A 20,163-nucleotide genomic window follows, 5' to 3' on the forward strand; every position below is an offset into this window, starting at 1 on the left:
AACCTGATCCTGCCGTAGATCGACGGTTCCTACACCACCCCGCGGGACACGACCCGTGTCCGTTCGTATCCGTCCGGCAAGCGTGGCGATCGAATTGCGAAATTCGCCAAGGCTCACGCTTTTCATTTCACCCGCGCCTGCTAGCGGGGCGCTGACAAAAGCGCAGGGAGCGGCCGCATGCATCGCCCCGTCGCTTGCGGCCGCTCCTTTTTTGCATTCGCATATTGCCGGCCGGCATCACCACCCCAAAGGTGGCTGTCGCGAGCAGAGTCATCGACACCGGCAAGACGCTCAACTGATTGCTTTGACCAGTCCTGCAGGCTCTTCGTATGCATAGGTGGCCGGACTGCCCGTACCCTCCTCCCGCGCCCGCAGGAAGCCGCGCACCTTGCGTTCGGTCCAGGCGTAAGCATGGGCAAAGACGATGCCGAACCCGATGGCGACGGAAAGCGCAACCCATGGCTTCGGGCCATGAAACACCCGAATGATCAGCGACCGGACCTGATAGTGACTGAGGTACATGAACATCGAAGATCCGGCGACCTCGGAAACGATGGATTTCGCAACAGGCGGAACCTTGATGGATGTCCCGAAGAGCAACAGGGCCACGCCGCCCACGATATAGCCACTGGCAGACGTGAAACCGTGGTGCAGAAGCACCGCGACCGTCACTATCGGCATCGCCACGATGCGGCTCCGCAAGTCTCGCGCACTTGCTATCAGCATGCCCGCGGCAACCGTCCACAGATACCAGATCGGCGTGCGATGGAAAATGTAGTTGGTGTCCCAGACTTTCTCGACCATCCAGCTTCCTACGGTCGCGGCGATCAGCAGCATCGTGCAGAAGCTCATCGGCCTCGCCTTGAGAAATCTACGAATGGCCGGGATAGAGAAGAGCGCCGCCACGACGAGCAGCAATTGCATGTAGATTTCAGCGAAATAGTAATAGGCCACATGATATTGATGCGGGTCGAACCAGTTCGATATCAAGAGCAGGGGCTTCAGTTCGAGGTTCCTGGCCCACAGCTGCATTGCGATCGTCACCATCAACGTCGGGATAGCTACGCTCAGCACCGTCCCGAAGATCGTACCCAGCTTTCCGGTCCGGCTGATCTCCGGCCACTGGAAGCGCATGACGCTGTAGCCGCACAGCATGAACAGGAAATAGGCTGCGCCCCAGTTCTTGCTGTAGACGAACGTGTCGAGATGCAAGGCCACGATGCAGATCATGAAGAACGCGCGCGTCAGCATCGCGGTGTCGAGCTTGCGCCAGTTGTCTCCTGCCGGCGGGCCGGCGCTCTTTTCCAGTTGCTCGACAGTGAGCGACTCCCACCCGTCCGGCAGGGCACCGAAACGTCCTTCGAAACCAAGCGAGAACTGGATGTAGCTTAGTGAGTCCCCGCCCAGGCTTTCGAAACTGTCGTGGGCGCCGATGCGCCGTCCGGGGAAGAACTGCCGGAAGAACCCCTGGACGTCGCGCGGCGCCGCTTCGGGTGCCCGATCGGGCACGGGATCGACGACGGCAGCCTTGCGCTCCTCGACGAAATCCTGGGTCATGACGCGGCGCATGGCCTTGCCCGTCGCCGTGCGCGGAATCTTCGGGATGACACGGATGTGGAGGGAATCCCCGGCAACGACGCCGAATTCCTTCAGGGCCTCTGCCGCCGCCGAATGAAGCCGGTCGGCGGCGATGTCCGTCGCATCCGTGGCGACCAGCACGCCCTCGCCCCGAAGCGCGTCAGGCACTTTCGCCACGACAGCTCTGCCGCTCTGGCCGAGAAGCTGGGAAATGCGCATCTCGAGCAAATCCGGGTTCAGCTTCACGCCGCCTGAGTTGATCAGGTCGTCCGCTCTCCCGTCGTAATAGAGATAGCCATCGTCGATATGGCCGAGGTCGCTGGTCTCCAGCCAGCCGTCGGCGCCGCAAAGATCGCGCATTTCGCCGGCATCCAGCTTCCAGCGCGCAACGTGCGGACCGCGAATGCAGATGCGTCCTTCTTCGGAAATCGCCACCTCGGTCGCGCCGACGGCTTTGCCGACTGAATCCAGCGCGGCATCCGGAACGTCGGAAATCTGGAGGAAAGTGCTGCGCGAGGCTTCCGTCAGGCCATAATGCTGTACGATGCGGGCATTGGGAAACATCTCGCGAATGCCGCGCTTTTCAGCGCCCGACATGTATTGCGAACCGATCTCCAGCCACAGCAGCTTCTTGCCTGCATCCCCGATGACGGACCGCCGCTGCAGCAGGATACGCAGAAGAGTGGGGACTGCGGACAAGGCGTTCACCTCACCCGACCTCAGCATGCGAGCCAGTTCGAGGGGATCGAAACCTCGCGGCGGCAGATATGCGCATCCACCGACCGCGCTGACTGCGCGGATGCGGCCGATGCCGAAGCTGTAGGTGACCGGCACGCCAACATACTCGCGCACTTCTGCGGTCAGGCCCATCTGGTCGATGATCCGCTCCGCTGCATCCGCAAGATTGGCGTAAGTCAGGACGATGCCCTTGGGCTTGCCTTCGGTGCCCGAAGTGTACGTGACCTGCGCAGGCCGATCTTCATGGATCAGCGGATGGCTTTCATCGAACCAGCCGCCTCCGTCGTCCGGCGTGATGCAGGAAACGATTTCCAGTCCGGTAAGGCCTTCCGCGTGGGCCTCGTCATGAACGTTGACGAAGGCCTGGCGGGCCTCGCCAAGCGCGAACACGCTGCGGATGTAAGACAGTGAACTGCGAGTAACGAGCGCGGTCGCTGTAAACTTCTGTTTGCGCACTGCAGAGCCCCTCTACTGATCGCCGGCGGGCGATGGTGACGAACGACACGAATCAGTTCTTGCGCAACACACCCCCGCGCAATGAGCGGAAGGGTAAATCCTCTTTTTACTTCAGGAAAATGCTGAGAAATACCAACCGAGAAGCGTGATCGGAGGATCGGGGCGCCCTTTCCGGGCGCCCCTTGCCGAAACGCAGATCACTCCCCGGTCTTGTGCGCAGACCCTACTGCACTGTCGGGCCGTCCGCTGCGCAGGACTTCGGCGCGGGTGCGGATGTACTGGCGTAGGGCCTCGACCTGATCGGGCGTGAATTCGCCGAATTTCGGCATTCCCGCAGGAACCAGCGCGCCATTGCGGACCACTTCGGCGAACGCCTCCGAATTGGCAGGGATCGGCGAAGTGCGCAGGTCCGGCGCGGTGCCGCCTGCGATGACCGAGGTGCCATGGCAGACCGCACAGCGACCGCCGAAGATGCCTTCTCCGCGCGCGGCCTTGCCGGCATCCGGCTTGAAGCTGGCATCCTCGAAGGCGACGGCCTTGTAAGGTTCGCGCGGCGGCAACTGTTGCTTGCCGCCGATCGCGAAAGTCAGCACCCGCCGCGCCTGCGTGCGGTAATCGATGCCGTACTGCGCAAACATCGGGCCGAACAGGCCGACGCTGGTGCCGATCCCGGCGATCACCGTGATGTACTGCTTGCCGTTGACGCGGTACGTGATCGGCGGCGCCACCACGCCCGCGCGCGCATCGAAGTTCCACAAGCGCTTGCCGTCCTCGGCGTTATAGGCGGAAAAGCCGCCGTCGGGCCGCCCCTGAAACACGAGATTGCCGCCCGTCGCCATGATGCCGCCATTGCCGTGCGTGGGCATCGGCAGCTTCCAGCGCGCCTTCTGCGCCACCGGGTCCCAGGCGACAAGCCAGCCGGTGACGTCCTTGCCCCCCGCGTCGATCGCGTAGCCGACGCCCGGAGACAGTCCCATGCCTTCGGCGAACTTGAAGTTTTCCCGCGTGATGCCGGTGTCGTCGAAGTGCGCCTGCAAATCGATGGCGGGAATATAGGTCAGCTTCGTCTTCGGGCTGTAAGCCATCGGCATCCAGCTGTGCGCGCCCAGCGGCGTGGGGCGGAACGAAGTCCTGCCGCTTTCGTAGCGCACGCCGGGGTTCTCGACCGGACGGCCGGTGGCAAGGTCGATCTTCTTCGCCCACGTCACTTCCACGAAGGGCTCGGCCGAGATCAGCTTTCCATCCTTCCGGTCGATCACGTAGTAGAAGCCGTTCTTGGGCGCCGTCATCACCACCTGACGCGGCTTGCCGTCGATGGTCAGGTCGGCCAGTTCCATATCCATCGCGGCGTTGAAATCCCAGCTTTCGCCGGGGTTGATCTGGTAGTGCCACTTGTACTTGCCCGTCTTCGCATCAAGCGCGACGATCGAGCAGACGAACAGGTTGTCGCCCTTGCCCAGAGAACGGATCTTGTGGTTCCAAGGCGCGCCGTTGCCGGTGCCGAGCAGAATCTGGTCGTTGGCCTTGTCGTAAGTGATGGCGTTCCACACCGAACCGCCGCCGCCGTACTTCCACCAGTCGCCGCTCCAGGTCTTCGCGGCCATCTTCTGCGTTTCGTCCTCGAAGCCCTTCGCCGGGTCGCCGGGGACGGTGTAGAACTTCCACAACTGTTTGCCGCTGTCCGCGTCGAAGGCGGTGACGAAGCCGCGCACCGCGCTCTCGTCGGACCCGGCATTGCCGATGATCACCTTGCCGTCGAACACGCGCGGCGGACCGGAGATGAACATCGGCGCGCCCTCCTCCAGCGTCTGCACGGTCCAGACGGGCTTGCCGGTCTTCTCGTCGAGCGCGACGAGGCGGCCGTCCTGCGTGGCGGTAATGACCTTGTGGTTCCAGTAGGCGATGCCGCGGCTGCCCCAGCCCTGCCGCAGCCGGATGCCGGAGGCTTCGGGGGCCTTGGGATCGTGTTCCCATTTCACCTTGCCGGAAGCGACGTCGATCGCGCGGACCACCGAATAGCCGCTGGCGAGATAGACCGTGCCGCCCACCTCGATCGGCCCGGTCGCGGGGTTGCCCGCCGGAAGGTCCACCGCCCAGACAAGGCCGAGGTCCTTGACGTTACCGGCATTGACCTGATCAAGCGGACTGTAGTGCTGCTCGCCGTAAGTGCGGCCGAAGGCGGGCCAGTCGTCACCGTCGCTGGCATCGTCCAGCTGGCGCTCCCAGCCTTCGGGAGCGCCCTTACCCGCCAGCGCCTGCTGATCCGCCGATCCGCAGGCCGCGAGGGAAAGGGCCATGGCGATGGCCGCCGCGCCTGCCGCTCCCCGACCTGCGAATACCCCGTTCGTCATTGCGAGCGTAGCGAAGCAATCCAGGGCAGCGCCGCGACGCCGTGGATTGCCGCGCGGCTTCGCCGCTTGCAATGACGATCCAGGAGGGCATGCTCGCACCTTGCCGTCAATCACCACTCAATCACCTCTCGTTGGGTGGGGGAGTTCGAGCTCCCCCACCTCGTGCTCAAAGATGCCCGTCCTTCACAGATGGTCGCCGAACGACAGCCCGAGTTCGACGCCGAAGTAGCGCGGCGCCCCGTATTGCGAGTTGAGCCACAGCCCCGCGACGTTCTGCACCGCCACGCGGTAGCGCTTGTCGGTCAGGTTCTTGCCGATCAGGCGCACGTAGTAGCGGTCATCCGCCTGCGCGAGCGTGATCGAGCCGTTCACCAGCGTCCTCGCATTGAGGAACGTGTTGCCCAGCGGATCGTCGATCGCCTGCGTATTGAGGTTGCGCCCGGTATACGCGACGTTGCCGTTCACGGTCAGCTTGTAGTCGCTGCCCAGCGGCAGCGCATAGGAGCCGTCCAGCGTCCACTGCCACTTCGGCGCGCGGTCCAGCGGAGCGGAGGCCAGGTCATAGCCCGCGTTCTCGGCGGTATAGGTCTTGTACTTACCGTCCTGGTAGCCGAGCACGCCGCGCAGGGTCAGGCCCTCGACCGGAGTGGCGGAGAGTTCCGCCTCGATACCCTTCACGTCGGCGCTGGCGGCGTTGACGAACAACGTAACCTGATTGGGCTGGCCGTTGACCACGATCGGCACGTTGAGCTGCTTCTGCAGATCCTTGTACTTCACGTAGAAGCCGGTGAGGTTGAAGCGCAGCCGGTTGTCGAGGAACTGCGACTTGAAGCCCAGTTCGAAGCTGTCGGCCTTTTCCGGATCGGTCGGCCGCGCGGCGGCGCGGAAGGCGTCGAGGTCGGTGCCGAAGGCCGCGAAGCCGCCGATCTGGTCGTTGAAACCGCCGCCCTTGTAACCGTGCGAATAGCCGCCGAAGACGAAGATGTCGTCGGTCGCCTGATAGCTGATGCTGGCGCGGTAGGTCGGCTCGCGCCACTTGCCCTTCACGCTGACGACGCCCGCCGGGTATTTGTAGACGCTGGCGTCGAGCGCCTCGTTGATGGTGATCGTCGGGTCGAAGCCGCCGTTCAATGCCGGGATGAAGGTCTGCTGGCGGCCGAGCCAGGTCTTGTCGTCCCAGGTATAGCGCCCGCCCGCCGCGATCGTCAGCTTCTCGCCCAGCTTCAGCGTGCCTTCGAGGAACACCGCGCGCGACTTGGCCCGCTGCGCGTTGCACAGGACGTACGGCGTATCGTTCCAGTTGCCGAACGGCAGCGGACCGGAGGTGAGGTCGAGGAACCCGAGTATCTGCGCCACGCAGAAATCGATCTTGTCGCGCTGGTAGAACCCGCCCGCGACGAAATTGAACGGCCCCTGCAGGTCGGAGGCGAAGCGCAGTTCCTGCTGCCAAGTCTTGCGGTTGTCATCGCGGGTCGCGTCGAAGAACGACAGGTACTGGCCGTCTTCCGCCACGGCCGTCGCACCCGCGTAGGAGTTGGGAATGCGCGAGCGCTGGTTGCGATAGCCCGAGACCGAAGTGACGGTGCCAATGCCGGTGTCATATTCGAGGTTGGCGTAGAGCCCGTCGACCGAAATGCGCTGGCCCTTGTCCATGAACAGCAGGCCGTCGTGCCGTCCGGTGTAGGCCGCCCGCTTCAGCGGATCGGTGCCCTGCGCATTCGGATCGGTCAGCCCGAGCAGGTCGGTAACGAAGGGATTGGTGCCGGTATAGAGGTAGTTCTCGTTCACCGACGGCACCGAGTCCGACCGGTCGCGAATCCATTCGTACTGGAACAGCGCGCTGAAATTGGGCGAAGGCTCGACCAGCAGCTTGGCCCGGGCCTGCCAAACGTCCTTGCCGCCGATCGTCTCGCCGCCAAGGCAGCCGCTGCGCCCCTGGAACTTGTTGTCGACGAAGCCGGTGACCGGGCCGTAACAGGCCCCGTTCTTGTAGAACCCGTCAGACTTCTCGTAACCGCCGACGAGGCGGAAGGCGGCGATATCGCCGATCGGCACGTTGAGCGCGGCCTGCACTTTCTTCTGGCCGAAGTCGCCGTACTCGGCGCGGGCATCGACGCCCACGTACTCCATCTGCGGGCGCTTGGTGCGCACGGTGACGACGCCGCCCGTAGTGTTCTTGCCGAACAGCGTGCCCTGCGGGCCGCGCAGCACTTCGACCTGCGCAATGTCGAAAGTGTCGAGCAGCTGAGTCTGGACCGAGGGCACTACGAAGTCGTCCACCAGCACCGCCACCGGCGGCTCGAAATAGACGATGATCGAGGTCTGCCCGACGCCGCGCATCGCAAAGCTGGCGGCATTGAAGTTGGCGATCGTCGCGGCCGAGAAGTTCGGCACGAACGCCGCGATGTCGCCGAGGTCGCGCGGGGCGGCCTGCGCGATCAACGTGCTGTCCACCGCCGAGACCGAGACCGGCGTGGACTGAAGGTCGGTGGCGCGGCGGGTTGCGGTGACGACAATCTCGGCCAGGCCACCCGACGATTGCGGCCCCGATTGCTGCCCCGATTCTTGTGGCGCTGCGTCCGTGGTCGAAGTGTCCTGTGCGAAGGCTGGCGTGCTTGCGATTCCGGCGACGAGCGCGAACGCGCAAGACGAGCAGTAAAGCTGCCTGGTGAACATGCCTCTCTCTCCTTGTGTCCCGCCATTTGTTTGCGGGTTGCATCAAGGATTATCACGAAGACGGCGTTTGGCAATCATTCATGTATGTTTTTTTGATGACTATTTTCATCATATGCCCCGGGCTCATGCGGTGGTTGTCGACAAACCTCTCGGGGGGCAGGGAAACGCGATATAGAATGCATTCATGATTGTTTTTATTCTGTGATCGCCTATCCTCGATTCCACGGAGCACGCGCCAAGATAGGCGCGGCATTCGGAGAGAACCTGCGGGAACGAGAGCGACTCGTCCCGCACTGAAAGGAGAGAGTGCCTCATGGCCTTCAGTTTCCTGTCCCGCTTCCGCGTCCGCCACGACCGGCAGGACGATTTCATCGCCCTCGCCCGCCAGATGGAGGATTTGTCGAAGCAGGAACCGGGCACGCTTGTCTACAAGTTCTTCCGCCTCGCCGAACCCGGCATGTTCGCCGTCCACGAAAGTTTCGTCGATGAGGCCGCCGACGAGGCCCACATGGCTTACGATCACAACAAGCCGCTGATCGAGAAGATCGTCGGCTGCATGGAAGGCACGTACGAACGCGAGCTCCTGTTCGACCTCGCACCTCATGGAAGGGCCTGACCCTATGCCCGCCAAGAGCTTCATCGCCCAGCTGCGCACCCGGCCGGAAAAGCGCGACGACATGATCGCCCTGCAATCCGAACTGAAGGGTCTGGTGTTCGAAAACGAGCCCGATGCCCTCGTCTATGAACTGTTCCAGTCGGAGGCGGACCCCGACCTGTTCCAGGTCGTCGCCACTTTTCGCGACGAGGCCGCTTACGAAAAGCACATGCATATCGACTTTCACGACCGGCTGGTCCCGCCGATCCTCGAATGCGTGGCCGAGGACATGAAACTGGAGTTCTACCGCTCGCTGCCTTGAACACCGATCTGCCGACAGGGCCTGACGATCGGCGTGCTGCTGGCCCCGGCACTTCAGCTGGAACTGGCCCCTTTCCCCGATGATCCACTGCGCTATACCGGCATCGGAAACCGATATGCACACGACCGCCCTCCCCCCCTCCGACGCCGAACTCTCGGCAGTTGCGATCAGCGCTCTCGACATCTTCTCTATCGGTATAGGTCCGTCGAGTTCGCACACAGTCGGTCCGATGCGCGCGGCGCTGGCATTCATGGAGAGCCTACCGCAAACGCCGTCACGTGTGGCCTGCGAGCTCTACGGCTCACTCGCACTGACCGGGCGCGGCCATGCGACCGACGCGGCGGTGTTACTGGGTCTCTCCGGCCTGCGCCCGGAATCGGCCGATCCCGATGCGGTGCCCGCGATCGTCGCCGACATTCGCGAGCACGGCCGCCTTGCCAGCCGGGCGTTCGACACCGAGATCGCGTTCAACGAGAGCACCGACCTCGTCTTCCATTTCGGCGAGTTCCTGCCCGCCCACGCCAATGGCATGCGCTTCACCGCATGGTTCAGCGAAGGGGCGAAGCCGGTGGAGCAGCACTGGTACTCCGTCGGGGGCGGCGCGGTGGTGCGCGGCGATGCGACGTCCCTTGCAGCCCTGACGCCCGAGAGCGGCCACAACCTGCGCCAGCCTTTCCCGTTCTCCTCCGGTGCAGGGCTGCTTGCGCTGGGCGAGGAAACCGGGCTCTGCTTCGCCACGCTGGTGCTGCGCAACGAAGGCATCTGGCGCCCGGAGGCGGAGACGCTGGCCGGGCTCGACCGTATCATCGACGCCATGGACGCCTGCGTCCAGCGAGGGCTCAAGCAGGAAGGGCTGCTGCCCGGCGGCCTCAAGGTGCGTCGCCGCGCCCGCACCATCCACACCCGCCTGCGCGCCCAGAAGGACAGCTTCGGCCCGGCCCAGACCTTCGAATGGGTCAGCCTCTTCGCGCTTGCCGTGAACGAGGAGAACGCAGCGGGCGGCCGCGTCGTCACCGCCCCTACCAACGGCGCCGCCGGGGTCATCCCGGCAACCCTGCTCTACTACCGCAAGTTCGTACCCGGTGCCGACCGTGAGGGCGAGCGCACGCTGCTGTTGACCGCCGCCGCCATCGGCTTCCTCTACAAAAAGCGCGCGTCGATCTCGGCCGCCGAGATGGGGTGCCAGGGCGAAGTCGGCGTCGCCTGCTCGATGGCGGCGGCGGGGCTCGTAGCGGCGCTCGGCGGCACCAACCAGCAGATCGAGAATGCCGCCGAGATCGGCATGGAGCATAACCTCGGGCTCACCTGCGATCCCATCGGTGGCCTCGTCCAGATCCCCTGCATCGAACGCAACACGATGGGCGTGGTCAAGGCCATCAACGCCGCCTACCTCGCGCTTCAGGGCGACGGACGCCATATCGTCAGCCTCGACGCGGTGATCGAGACGATGCGCCAGACGGGCGTAGACATGGCCAGCAAGTACAAGGAAACGAGCCTTGGCGGTCTTGCCGCCAACGTCGTGGAATGCTGATCCGGCCAACTCGGAACCCGGCGCGGATGAGATCGTTTGCCTCGCATCGGGGGCTCGCATAAGCACCGATTCTGTGATCAAATCGGGACGAGCATGACTGCCGGCATCGAAAAGGCCCTGACGGGTATCGAAGGCTTCGACGACATCACCATGGGCGGCCTGCCGCGCGGACGCCCCACCCTCGTATGTGGCTCGGCAGGCTGCGGCAAGACGCTGTTCGCCTCTACGTTCCTCGTCAACGGCGCGCGGGAAGGCGAGCCGGGCGTGTTCGTGACCTTCGAGGAGCGCCCGAGGGACATCGTCGATAACGTCGCCTCGCTTGGCTTCGGGCTCGACAGCCTCGTCGAAAAGGGCCTCGTCGCCATCGAGCACATCGCCGTCGAACCTTCCGAACTGGCCGAAGTGGGCGACTACGACCTGGAGGGCCTGTTCCTGCGCCTCGAACTCGCCATCGACGAGGTCGGCGCCAAACGCATTGTCCTGGACACGATCGAGAGCCTGTTCTCGGCCTTCCAGAATCCCGCGATCCTGCGCGCGGAAATCCGCCGCCTGTTCGACTGGCTAAAGGAAAAGGGCCTGACCGCCGTGATCACCGGCGAGCGCGGCGACGGCTCGCTCACGCGGCAGGGGCTTGAGGAATACGTCTCCGACTGCGTGATCCTGCTCGACCACCGCGTCCACAACCAGATCTCGACGCGCCGGATGCGCATCGTAAAGTATCGCGGCACCGCCCACGGCACCAACGAATACCCTTTCCTGATCGGCGAGGAAGGCTTCAGCGTCCTGCCGGTCAGTTCGCTCGGCCTTGCGCACAAGGTCTTCGAGGAACGGGTGTCGAGCGGCATCGCCGACCTCGATCAGATGCTGACGGGCGGCGGTTTTCATCGCGCCAGCAGCATCCTCGTCTCAGGCGTGGCCGGGTCGGGCAAGAGCTCCATGGCGATGTGCTTCGTCGATGCCGCATGCCGCCGGGGCGAACGGGCGATGATCTTCTCGTTCGAGGAATCGGCCGGGCAGATCGTGCGCAACATGCGCTCGATCGGCCTCGACATCGCGCCATGGATCGGAGGAGACCTGCTGCGCTGCGTATCGGCGCGGCCGACCTTCTACAGTCTCGAGATGCACCTTGCGATCATGATCCGCGAGATCGCGCGCTTCCGTCCCTCGCTGGTGGTGCTCGACCCGATCTCCGCCTTCATGGACAGCGGCGAGACACTCGAAGTGCAGTCTATGCTGCTGCGGATGGTGGACTACCTCAAGTCCAACGGCATCACCGCCGTCTTCACCCACCTCGCCCACGACCAGGCGCTGGCTCAGACCGATGCCGGCCTGTCCTCGCTGATGGATGCCTGGCTGCTGCTGCTCAACCGCGAGGTGAACGGCGAGTTCAACCGCGAGCTTTATCTGCTGAAGGCGCGCGGCATGGCGCACTCCAATCAGGTGCGCGAATTCGTCATGAGCGACGACGGTATCAGCCTGGTCGAACCCTATCTGGGCGAGAATGGGGCGCTGACCGGCTCGGCCCGGCGGTTTGCCGAGGCGCAGGCCCGCCGCAACGAGGTAGACCGACGAACTACCGTCACCGCCCTGCAGCAGAAGGTCGAGCAGCGTCGTCGCAAGGCCGAAGTGGAAATCGCCGCGCTCCAGGCCGACGTCGCAGCGGAGGAGGCGGAATTGCTCCGGCTGATACAGGCGGAAACGGATTTCCGCGATCAGGCCGCGTCCGATCTGGCGGAACTTGCGACCGGCCGAAGCGCTTTTAGGGGATGATCATGGACAGGTCTACCGAACTCACCCTCTACGTCGCTGGGCAGACCCCCAAGTCAGTCGCCGCGATCCGCAATCTCGAGCGGATCTGCAAGGAATACCTCGATTCCAGCTATGCGGTCAAAGTCATCGATCTGAAGGAAAACCCGCGGCTCGCGCGGGAGCACAACATCGTCGCCATCCCCACTCTGGTAAGGCAACTACCGGTGCCGATCCAGAAGATCATTGGCGACCTGTCGGACACCGAGAAAGTGCTGGTCCACCTCCAGCTGGGTGACGCCGCGTGACGACCGGGCCGGGGCTCGACGCGCTCTCGATAGAGGAGCTGAGACACCGCCTCCACGACGCGGAGGAAACCCTGCGCGCGATCCGCGAAGGTGACGCCGACGCAGTCGTCGTGCGCAGCGCCGACGAGGACACCGTATTCGCCCTCGCCGGGGGAGAAGACAGCTATCGCGCGATGATGGAGGCGATGGATATCGGCGCCGTCGCGCTCGACGACCAGGAGCGCTTGCTCTACGCTAACGCAGCCTTCTGCGCCCTGATCGGCTGCGGCGCGGTGGACCTGCAGCGTGAAGGGCTGTTCGCCCGGCTGGACGCCCGCACGGCGGATACGGTGCGCGGAACGATCGTCCAGGCGCGCGACGGTCGGCATCAGACACAGTTCGTCCAGACCCACGACGGTGCCGACCGGCACCTAATGGTCACGGCCGCCCCGCTTCCCCTTGCATTCGGGATCGGCTCCGCGCTGACCTTCAGCGACGTGACGGTCCGGGTCGAGGCCGCCGTCGCCGAGGAGTCCGAGCGCATTGCGCAGGCCGTCATCGCCTCCGCCAACGAGGCCGTGGTCGTCTGTGATCGCTCAGGGCGGATCATCAACGCCAACGCCGCCGCCTGCGCCGTCATGCCCGGAGCGCTCATCGGCCGCCCCTTCGAGCAGGCCATGCCGCTGATCTTCCCGAACGGCAGCGCCGCCACCCGCACCGAGGACCTGATCGCCATGGCGGGCGCGGGCAAGGCGGTGAAGGGGCTCGAAGCTTTCGCGCCCTTCGCCAGTCCGCCCAAGGACCTGCTGGTCAGCGTTGCCCCCTTGCGCCTGACGGGAGAGGCGCCGGGCGGCAGCGTGATCACCCTGATCGACCTGTCCGAGCGCAAGGCCATAGAAAAACGCCAGACCCTGCTGATGCATGAGCTGGACCACCGGGTGAAGAACACGCTTACGATGGTTCTGTCGATCTGTAGCCGTACTCTGTCGGGTTCTGACGGGCTAGACGACTTCCGCGTGCGCTTCACCCGCCGCATTCAGGCGCTCGCCGCCACGCACAACCTGCTCGCCGACGCCTCATGGACGGGCATAGACCTGTCGGCGATGATCCGCAGCGAACTGGCGCCCTATCTATCGTCCTCCGGACCTCGCATGGAGATCGGTGAACTCGATCGGTCGGTCGCCCCGGACGTTGCCATCGCATTCGGCCTTGTCGTGCATGAACTGACGACCAATGCGGTCAAGTACGGCGCGTTGTCGGCAGAAAGCGGCTGCGTAACCGTCACCGGACGACAGCTGGAACGCGATCTTTACGAAGTGGCCTGGACGGAAAGCGGTGGCCCGCATGTGAAAATGCCCAGGCGCCACGGCTTCGGCCAGACCCTCATCACCCGCAGCCTGGCACGCGGCGACGGCACCGGGGCCACCGTCGATTTCGCACCCGGCGGTGTAGTCTGCCGCATGATCCTGCCCATCGAAGGCCGAGCGTGAGCAACGAACCCGAGAGGCCCAGCCACGAGGAACTGCTGGAGCGGCAGGCGTTCCAGCTGCGTCTCCTCGACGCGATGCGGCGCAGCGACGACGCCGAGGACATCCTGGCGGCCGCCGCGCAACTGCTGGGTGAGCACCTGGCAGCCGGGCGATGCGGCTTCGCGACGATCAGCGAAGACGGTACGAGGGCCTACCTCGACGCGGACTGGTCGTCCAGCCTGCCCAGCCTTGCCGGCGAGACCCGCGTGCTCGACAGCTTCGGTCCGGAGATCATCGCGGAACTGCGACTCGGCCGCACTCTGGCGGTTTCCGACAGCGACATCGACCCACGCACCAGAGCCTTCGCGGAAGGCTGGCGTACCATCGGCTCGCGCGCACTCTTGGTCTGCCCGATCTTCCGCGAAGGCAGGCTCGACAGCGTCCTCTACGTCCACGACGCGAGCCCGCGCGTCTGGACCGGGCGCGAGAGCCTGCAAGTGCAAGACGTAGCCCTGCGGACGCGCGATGCGGTGGATCGCGCCCGCAGCGAAGTGGCACTGCGTTCCAGCGAACTGCGCTATCGCTCCCTTTTCAATTCCATCGATGCCGGCTTCTGCGTCGTCGAGGTTGTCTTCGACGATGACGGCAAGGCCAGTGACTATCGCTTCATCGAGGTCAACGATTCTTTCGAGGCCTATACCGGGATTGCCGAGGCCCCAGGTCGCTGGATGCGCGAGATCGCGCCGGCCCATGAGCAACACTGGTTCGACCTCTACGGGCGCGTCGCGAAGACCGGGATTTCCGAAAGGATCGAACTCCCCGCCCGCCAGCTGGCCGACCGCTGGTACGCCGTACAAGCCTATCGCGTCGACGATCCGGCACGGCATCATGTCGCCGTCCTGTTTACCGACCTGACCGTGCGCCGCCGTACCGAACGCGCACTGGAACGCAGCCGCGAGGAGTTGGAGCTGGCCGTCCGTGCGGCCGAGCTGGGCCGCTTCGACTACCGACCCCGCGAGGGCACGTTGACGTGGGACGACCGGTGCCGCGAATTGTTCGGCCTCTCTCCCGGGGTAAGCGTCAGTTACGAAACCGCGTTCTTGGCCGGTCTCCACCCCGAAGACCGTGACCGCGCCGATCGCGCCGTCGCGGCATCACTCGATCCCGATGGCTCGCATCACTTCGAGGTCGAATACCGGACGATCGGCATCGAGGATGGCGAACTGCGCCACATCAGCGCCCATGGTCTGGCCTTCTTCGACGGGCGTGCGCCCGTCCGGCTCATTGGCACGGTGCAGGACGTCACCAGTGACCGCGAGGCCAATGCCGCCCTGCGCGAAACCGGCGAGCGCCTGCGGCTTGCCGGGCGGGCCACCAACGACGCGGTATGGGACTGGGACTTGCGCGCCGACCTCGTCAACTGGAACGAGGCACTCACCCATGCCTACGGCCATGCTCCGGAGACGGTAGCCCCGACAGGCGAATGGTGGCTGGCGCAAATCCACCCGGACGACGCCACCCGCATCCACGACAGCATCTTCCAGGTCATAGCCGGTCAGGACACCGACTGGAGCGACGAGTACCGCTTCCGCCGTGCGGATGGCAGCTACGCCGACGTTCTCGACCGCGGTTACGTCATCCGCGACGAAGCCGGGCGGCCGCAGCGCATGGTCGGCGCCATGCAGGACGTATCGGCCCGCAAGGCCGTGGAACGCCAGCTCGAGGAAGAGCGCCGCCGCCTCCACGACGAAGTGGTCGAGACGGCCGCCGAACGCGACCGCGCCGAGGAGGCCCTGCGCCAGTCGCAAAAAATGGAGGCGGTCGGACAGCTTACTGGCGGCCTCGCGCACGATTTCAACAACCTGCTGGCCGGGATTTCGGGCGCGCTGGAGATGATGCAGACGCGCATCGCCCAGGGCCGCACCGGCGAACTCGAGAAATATTCGACGGCAGCGCAAGGCGCGGTGCGCCGCGCAGCGGCGCTGACCCATCGCCTGCTGGCCTTTTCCCGCCGCCAGACGCTTGCTCCGATGCCCACGAACGTCGATAAGCTCGTGGCCGGGATAGAGGACATGGTAAGGCGCACGGTTGGGCCCCATGTGGAAGTGCAGACATCCTCTCACGGCGGGCTGTGGTCCACTCTGGTCGATCCCAATCAGCTCGAGAATGCACTGCTCAACTTGTGCATCAACGCCCGAGACGCCATGCCCGACGGTGGCCTCATCCGGATTTCGAGCGCCAATGTCGCGCTGTCGGCGCAACAGGCGCGCGAGCACGACCTGCAACCCGGCGAATATGTCGAGCTCAGCGTGGCCGACACGGGCACAGGCATGGCCAGGGAGGTGGTCGCACGCGCCTTCGATCCGTTCTTCACCACCAAGCCGATCGGTGAGGGCACCGGGCTCGGCCTGTCGATGATATACGGTTTCGCACGTCAGTCCGGAGGACAGATCGACATAGAAACCGAACCGGGCTGCGGCACCACCATGCGCCTATACCTGCCGCGCCACGCAACGCTCGAGGCATCCGCGATCATGGTGCCGGTTCTCGAAGGTGAACCAGCGGCCGAGCAGCCCCGGCGCGTCGGCCGGGTACTGGTGGTGGACGACGAACCGACAGTGCGGATGCTCGTGGTCGAGGTCGTAGAGGAACTGGGCTATCGGGTGCTGGAGGCACAAGATGGACCAAGCGCAATCCGCGTGATCGACAGCGGACAGCCGATCGACCTTCTGGTCACGGACGTGGGCTTGCCCGGTGGCATGAACGGGCGGCAGATAGCCGATGCCGCGCTGACCCGCCTGCCCTCGCTCAAAGTGCTGTTCATAACGGGGTATGCGGAGCAGGCGGTAATGGGCAGCGGCCAGTTGGCAAAGAACATGGCGATCATGACTAAGCCATTTGCGATGGATGCGTTGGCCGATCGCATCCGGGAAATCGCCGACCAACCTTGATCGAAGGATCACCTTGTAGAGTCATAATTATCATATGAAACGTTCTTGTTCAGCTGGACGTACAGATTACCATGGCATTGCGGCAATGGCCCGGTTGGAAGGACAAGGACGGCTTCGTGGCAGGGTCTTCGCATCTCATCGTCGATGAACCGGTAGTTCAGCTCGGCCGGAACCTTACCTTCGGCTTGCTCGACAGCATCGGCCGCGCGATCGTCACCGGGCAGTTTGGCAGTGCTGTCTTCCCAACTGAAGCGGAGCTCGCCAAGCAACATGGGGTCAGTCGGTCGGTCACGCGCGAAGCGGTGAAAATGTTGACCGCGAAAGGTTTGCTCAGCGCGCGACCGCGCCAGGGTACGATTGTCCAACCGACATCGTCTTGGAACCTGTTCGATGCCGACGTGCTCCGCTGGATGCTGGAGCGACAGCTTTCGATCGACCTGCTGCGCCAGTTCAACGAGTTGCGGGTGGCGGTGGAGCCTGAAGCGGCTTCTCTCGCCGCGCGTGTCGCCGGAGAAGACGACATCCGCCGCATTGACGAGGGCCTGTGCCGCATGCAGGCGGCTGAATGCGGCTTCGACGATCCGCTGGAAGCCGACATCGCCTTTCACGTTGCGGTGCTAAGGGCTTCGAAAAATCCCTTTTACATCCAGCTTCGTGAAGTGGTCAGCACCGCGCTGCGCACGTCGATCCGCTTCACCAACCGCATCAAGGGTCGTACCGCTGACGTTGCCGAGCACGCAAAGGTACGCGACGCCATCGCGTCGCGCGATCCCGACGTCGCCCGCATCGCCATGCGCACGATTATCGGTGACGTACTCGTGCTGATCGAGGATCGCATCCCCTCAATCGACGGAGCAAGCACGCAATAACGTACATGATCGCAAACATCGTTATGGCCTGCGCTCGTCGTGGCTTATGCGTGTGTGCCGCCAGGAACAGACGCTGATCGCTATCCAGACCGCGTTTCATGTAGTGCTGCAAAAAGCAGACCTGCCCCCTTTTGCCACGTGGCACGCACGTGGGCCACGGCCGTCGTGTAAGCCTGCGCAAGGCTGTACGCCCGCTTCATCGGTTTGATAGCCGCACGTTGAAGCAACGGCAATATCTGCCCTTTTCCAGCGCCGGACACATTCTTCGCGACCGATCAATAGTTTTTATTATTCTTATAATTCAACTGATTATCATACAGGAGTATCGCCGAGTATCTGCACGCGATAGCCGGAACGCACTTGCGGGAAGTAGTCCCAGGTCGCCGAGTGCTGCGTGCAGCGGTTGTCCCAGAACGCGATCGAATGCTGCGCCCATGAGAAGCGGCACTGGAACAGCGGGTGCTTCACATGGTCGAACAGGTAGGCCAGCAGCGCGTCGCTTTCGGCGCGCGGCAGGCCCTCGATATAGGTCGTGTAGCCCTTGTTGACGTAGATGGCCTTGCGCCCCGAAGTCGGATGCGTCCGGATCACCGGATGGCTGCTGCGCGGCAGCTTCATCCCCTCGGGCGTGATGCCGCCGAAGCCGACCACCGCATCATGCACCGCCGTCAGCCCCTCCAGATGCGCCTTCATCCGGTCGGACAAGGCATCGTACGCCGCGTACATGTTCGAGAACGCGGTATCCCCTCCTACCGGAGGCACCGTGTGCAGGTAGAGCACCGAGCCCAGCGGCGGTTCTGCGTCACAGCTCATATCCGAATGCCAGTCCTCGCCTGCGACGAAGGTGGAATCCCCGTCGGCGTGCATGATCGTGATCTCGGGATGGCCCGGCTCCTGCCAGGGTTTCGTGCTCGGCGCGATATGGATGCCGCCGAAATAGTTGGCAAAGCGCTTGTGCGCCGCGTGGTCGATCGGCTGGTCGCGGAAGAAGATCACCAGCCGGTCCTCCAGCGCGCGGTGCAGTTCCTCCACCTCGATATTGGAGAGCGGCTGCGTGAGGTCCACGCCCGATACCACCCCGCCCATACCGGGCGTGAGCGGGGTTACCGTGATCGCCGAATATTCCACCTTGTTCGTCCCTTCCTGCATCAGATGATCGGCCATTCACTGACCAACGGCAACCCCGATCGGCTGAGCAGGGCCTGCGCCATCGCCTGCCCCTCGGCCCACAGCGCATCCTCGTCGATGAGGGTGCAGCGATGGTCCTGCACCACACGCACGCCATCGACCCAGACCGAATGGACACCCCGCCCGTCGGCGGAGGCGACCAGTTGCTCGACCGGATTGTTGAGCGGCACCCATTCCGGACGCCGGATGTCATGGGCGACGATGTCCGCCTTCATGCCCTGTGCGAGAGCCCCGATGCTGTCCGACAGCCCGAGTACTGTCGCGCCGTGCAGCGTCGCCATCTCCAGCGCAGCGTGGGCGGGGAACAGCGAGCGGTCTTCACGCGCATCGCGGAACAGCGAGGCCATCAGCGCCATGACGCGCATCATGTCGTGGTTGTCCGCCCCGTCGGTGCCGAGCGCGATCGTGACGCCCGCCGCCGCCAGTTCGGGGAACAGCCCGCGCCGCGTCACGCCATAGCCGCCCCGCAGGGCGGCGTCGGGGCAGTGCGTAACACGGGTTCCGCTCGCCGCGACCAGTTCCGCCTCGCGCGCATCGATGTGGACCATGTGGACGAGGTTGAGATGCGGCCCGAGCACGCCCAGATCGGCCAGATGCTCGACCGCGCGCTTCCCGGTCGCGGCAAGATACCATTCGGAATCGCCCGCGACCGGGCTCATGTGCGCCGAAACGCCGGTTCCGGTTCGCTGGGCGAGTTCCGTCACCTGCCACCACAAGCTGTCGGTCGCGGTCATATGCCCGATGAGGTTGGGCCAGGCGGCAATGCGGCGACCGTCCTGCGGATAAGCTTCGATGTCGCGCTCCAGCGCCGCGAAGGCATCGCGGGTGAGCGCCTCGGCGTCGGCAGCGGGATCCCATGCGCGGTCCTCGGTCCAGCGGCCGACACGGCCCCGGATACCCGTACCGGCGATCGCGGCCATGACTTCGTCGAAGGCGATGACCGTTCCGGCCTCCAGGAAGGTCGTCGTCCCGGTGCGCAGCATCGCCGCGACGGCAAGCCTGGCCGCCACCGCCTGCTCGGCGGGGGAATGGTCCTTGTAGAGCGGGATCACCCACCGGCCGAGCGTCTCGTCGAAGGGCAGATCGCCGGGTACGAAGCCCCGGATGAGCGTCTCCGTGACGTGGACATGGGCATTGACGAAGCCCGGCGTCAGCAGGAACCCGGAACCGTCCACGACTTCGAGCGCAGCGATCCCGGCAAGGTCGGCGGCCTTGCCCACCGCCACGATGGCGTCCCCAGAAAAGGCCACCGCGCCGTCGCGGATGACGCGGCGCCCGGCATCCATCGTGATGACCGTTGCGCCGGTAATGATGGTGTCTGCCTGCATGCGTCCCCGCCGTGGTGATGGCTGCGACTATAGCTCAGACACCGGGCGGCACTTGAGCGAGCGCGGCAGTTTTGTTGA

The 20,163-nt window shown here is 64.5% G+C and carries 13 protein-coding genes; 8 read left to right on the forward strand and 5 right to left on the reverse strand.

Translation table 11 applies throughout. The features are described from left to right. Positions 1-291: 291 nt before the first annotated feature. The 3 genes from QRN25_RS18795 to QRN25_RS18805 all read right to left on the reverse strand — a co-directional run bounded on the left by QRN25_RS18795 (position 292) and on the right by QRN25_RS18805 (position 7,799). Positions 292-2,772: an AMP-binding protein gene (locus QRN25_RS18795; protein WP_271183818.1), complete on the reverse strand. Its 2,481-nt coding sequence runs from the start codon at positions 2,770-2,772 to the stop codon at positions 292-294. Positions 2,773-2,969: 197 nt separating this feature from the next. After that, positions 2,970-5,069 carry a PQQ-dependent dehydrogenase, methanol/ethanol family gene (locus QRN25_RS18800; protein ID WP_285020771.1) on the reverse strand — a complete coding sequence of 700 codons (2,100 nt, stop codon included), beginning with the start codon at positions 5,067-5,069 and terminating at the stop codon, positions 2,970-2,972. Between the two features lie 237 nt (positions 5,070-5,306). Continuing rightward, positions 5,307-7,799, reverse strand: a complete 2,493-nt coding sequence (locus QRN25_RS18805) for a TonB-dependent receptor (RefSeq protein WP_285020773.1) — start codon at positions 7,797-7,799, stop codon at positions 5,307-5,309. 313 nt (positions 7,800-8,112) lie between these two features. Here QRN25_RS18805 and QRN25_RS18810 point away from each other — a divergent pair, with 313 nt between their 5' ends. The 8 genes from QRN25_RS18810 (at position 8,113) to QRN25_RS18845 (ending at position 17,569) form a co-directional block, all read left to right on the forward strand. After that, complete coding sequence (locus QRN25_RS18810; RefSeq protein WP_271183815.1) at positions 8,113-8,415, forward strand: putative quinol monooxygenase; 303 nt, start codon at positions 8,113-8,115, stop codon at positions 8,413-8,415. A 4-nt stretch (positions 8,416-8,419) separates the two neighbouring features. Further along, on the forward strand, positions 8,420-8,716 hold the full coding sequence (locus tag QRN25_RS18815; protein WP_271183814.1) for a putative quinol monooxygenase: 297 nt from the start codon (positions 8,420-8,422) through the stop codon (positions 8,714-8,716). 115 nt (positions 8,717-8,831) lie between these two features. After that, complete coding sequence (locus QRN25_RS18820; protein WP_285020776.1) at positions 8,832-10,247, forward strand: L-serine ammonia-lyase; 1,416 nt, start codon at positions 8,832-8,834, stop codon at positions 10,245-10,247. A gap of 93 nt (positions 10,248-10,340) precedes the next feature. Continuing rightward, positions 10,341-12,017, forward strand: a complete 1,677-nt coding sequence (gene kaiC, locus QRN25_RS18825; RefSeq protein ID WP_285020777.1) for a circadian clock protein KaiC — start codon at positions 10,341-10,343, stop codon at positions 12,015-12,017. Between the two features lie 2 nt (positions 12,018-12,019). Beyond that, positions 12,020-12,301, forward strand: a complete 282-nt coding sequence (locus tag QRN25_RS18830; RefSeq protein ID WP_271183811.1) for a circadian clock KaiB family protein — start codon at positions 12,020-12,022, stop codon at positions 12,299-12,301. Then, positions 12,298-13,770, forward strand: a complete 1,473-nt coding sequence (locus QRN25_RS18835; RefSeq protein WP_285020778.1) for a sensor histidine kinase — start codon at positions 12,298-12,300, stop codon at positions 13,768-13,770. The genes QRN25_RS18830 and QRN25_RS18835 overlap by 4 nt, the downstream gene beginning before the upstream one ends. Further along, complete coding sequence (locus QRN25_RS18840) at positions 13,767-16,700, forward strand: PAS domain-containing protein (protein ID WP_285020779.1); 2,934 nt, start codon at positions 13,767-13,769, stop codon at positions 16,698-16,700. Before QRN25_RS18835 ends, QRN25_RS18840 begins: the two co-directional genes overlap by 4 nt. A gap of 71 nt (positions 16,701-16,771) precedes the next feature. After that, positions 16,772-17,569: a FadR/GntR family transcriptional regulator gene (locus QRN25_RS18845; RefSeq protein ID WP_285020780.1), complete on the forward strand. Its 798-nt coding sequence runs from the start codon at positions 16,772-16,774 to the stop codon at positions 17,567-17,569. 312 nt (positions 17,570-17,881) lie between these two features. On the opposite strand, the gene QRN25_RS18850 is transcribed toward QRN25_RS18845, so the two are convergent. Both QRN25_RS18850 and QRN25_RS18855 read right to left on the reverse strand, forming a co-directional pair. Next, positions 17,882-18,733, reverse strand: a complete 852-nt coding sequence (locus tag QRN25_RS18850) for a TauD/TfdA dioxygenase family protein (RefSeq protein ID WP_271183807.1) — start codon at positions 18,731-18,733, stop codon at positions 17,882-17,884. After that, positions 18,718-20,085 (reverse strand): amidohydrolase family protein, encoded by a 1,368-nt coding sequence (locus QRN25_RS18855; protein ID WP_285020781.1) that lies wholly within the window; start codon positions 20,083-20,085, stop codon positions 18,718-18,720. Before QRN25_RS18855 ends, QRN25_RS18850 begins: the two co-directional genes overlap by 16 nt. Between the last annotated feature and the right edge of the window lie 78 nt (positions 20,086-20,163).

Source organism: Novosphingobium sp. fls2-241-R2A-195 (assembly GCF_030209485.1).
GTDB lineage: Bacteria > Pseudomonadota > Alphaproteobacteria > Sphingomonadales > Sphingomonadaceae > Novosphingobium > Novosphingobium resinovorum.